This window comes from Streptomyces sp. NPDC052036 (assembly GCF_040680495.1).
Taxonomy (GTDB): domain Bacteria; phylum Actinomycetota; class Actinomycetes; order Streptomycetales; family Streptomycetaceae; genus Streptomyces.
This window is the reverse complement of the sequence record NZ_JBFAWW010000124.1, coordinates 1-1,695: the sequence shown is the minus strand read 5'-3', so window position 1 is coordinate 1,695 and position 1,695 is coordinate 1. Positions and strand designations below refer to the sequence as shown.

The 1,695-nt window shown below is 67.2% G+C and carries 1 protein-coding gene; it reads right to left on the bottom strand.

Going from position 1 to position 1,695, the window contains the following annotated elements; all coding sequences use genetic code 11:
* The coding region (locus AB0L95_RS42160) for a condensation domain-containing protein (RefSeq protein ID WP_365171975.1) at positions 1-1,643 on the bottom strand (1,643 nt) is incomplete at its 3' end.
* Positions 1,644-1,695 lie beyond the last annotated feature (52 nt).

Here is a 1,695-nt window from a genome sequence, read left to right as displayed (position 1 = left end):
TAGGCGATGCGGTCGGCCGGATAGTCCGGGTCGATGGGCACATACGCCGCACCCGTCTTCACCACCGCCAACAGCGCGATCACCAGATCGGCGGAACGCGGCAGAGCAACGGCAACGAACCGCTCCGGGCCTGCGCTCTGCCCGACCAGCAGGCGGGCCAGGCGGTTCGCCCGCTCATTCACCTCGCGATACGACAGCTCGATGCCGTCGAAGACCACCGCCGTGGCGTCCGGTGTCTGCGCGACCTGTTCCTCGAACAGCTCTGGCAGTACCGCTTCGGGGATGTCCCGGCTGGTGTCGTTCCAGTCCTCCAGCATCAGAGCGCGTTCTGCCGGATCCATCATCCCGGCCCGGCCCACGGGCTGGTCGGGGTCGGTGGTGAGGTTGTTGATGAAGCGTTGGAAGCGGGTGAGGTGGGCGGTGAGTTCTTCGCGCGTATACAGGGCGGGGTTGGCGTGGAAGTCGATGCGCAGCATGCCTGGGTCGCTGTCCGGGGCGACGGTGATGGCCAGGTCTTCGACCGGGCCGTTGGTCATGGGGTGCGCGCTGGCGTGGTGTCCGGCGAAGTCGAGGTCGTAGTCGAAGGACAGGATGTTGACCATCGGGCCGGATGTGTGGTGTCCGCCTGCGCGGCCGAGGCCGCTGTGCAGGTCTTCCTGCCGGTAGCGCTGGTGCAGCAGCAGGCGGCGCACCGAGCCGGAGACGTCGGCCAGGACCTCGGCGATGCCGGCCTGCGGGGGCACGGCAACGGTCAGGGGCAGGATGTTGGAGAGCATGGCCGGGGTGTGGCGGTGGACCGCGGTGACCCGGGAGGTCACGGGCAGTTCCAGGGTGACGGTGTCCTGGCCGGTGAGTCTGGCGAAGTAGGCGCTGCTCAGTGCGAGGACGGCACCGGGCCAGGCGGACCGGCCGAGGCCGGCAGCGGTGCAGATGCCGGTGACGGTGTCCTTGGCCAGACGTGTTGTCTGCCGGAGAGGGAAGTCGGCGGACGGTGCGGTACGTCCGGCGAGCAGGAGCGGCTCGGCATGGGCGGCGGGCTGCGAGGACCAGAAGTCGCGGTCACGGTCGTGCCGGGGTGAACCACGGTATTCCTGCTCCTCCTCCAGGAGCCGGGTGAGCGGCCTGAAGGAGGGGTCCCGGCAGGGTTCGCAGCGGATCAGCGCGGTGTAGACCTCGGCAACGCGCTGGGCGACCAGTCCGCAGCTGTAACCGTCCATCACGATGTGGTGGCAGCGCTGGTACCAGAAATAGCGGTGGTCGGAGAGCTTGAGCAGACCCCAGGTGAAAAGCGGACCCTGGGTCAGATCGAAGGGACGCGTCATTTCCTCGCGCATCCACTCGTGCGCCCGTTCCGCGGGATCCGCTTCCCCGGACAGGTCCAGGCAGGTCAGAGTCCAGCCGGAACCCGAGGTCAGTTCCTGTCTGACCTCGCCCTCCCGCTCCACGATCCTGATCCGCAGCGCCTCGGTCTCGATGAGCACCTGGCGAAGCGCACGCTCGAAAACACCCGCATCGATGGAGCCGACGATGTCAGCGTACTGACTGACATTGAAAACAAGGCTCGCCGGCTCCAACTGCTGGGCCACCCACACACCCATCTGCGCGGCAAGCAGGGGCAAAGAAGTGCTCGGGGCTTCGGTCACTTGGGGTCCCATCACATGCTTCATCTCGATTGCAGACCGCACAGACGCTGAT